At 56.3% G+C, this 286-nt stretch carries 1 protein-coding gene; it reads right to left on the reverse strand.

All coding sequences use genetic code 11. The features are described from left to right. Positions 1-286: VENN motif pre-toxin domain-containing protein (locus SLS51_RS23605; protein WP_323840893.1), on the reverse strand; the 286-nt coding region annotated here is incomplete at both ends.

Below are 286 nucleotides of genomic sequence, written 5' to 3' on the forward strand. Positions count from 1 at the left end.
CAAGCCTTTATCCAGAATGCGCTGACTCAGCTCCTTAGCCTTGCCGCACGCTTCCGGTGACATCGTGCGGCAATCACCCAGATTTCGCGAGGCCAGCGCATTATTCTCCACTGCATTCTTCCCTGCTTGCGCCCCAGTGAGGGCACTGGCGGTGGAGTCACCGACAATACCGCCTGCCAGCCCGGCCGCCAAAGTGGAAAGGGTACTGATAGTTTGTTTCTGTTCCTCCGTTAACTCACTGACTTTGGCCCCATCACCGTAAAGTTGCTTAATCAGGACCTGAGCC

This window comes from Photorhabdus africana (assembly GCF_035181445.1).
Lineage (GTDB): Bacteria > Pseudomonadota > Gammaproteobacteria > Enterobacterales > Enterobacteriaceae > Photorhabdus > Photorhabdus laumondii.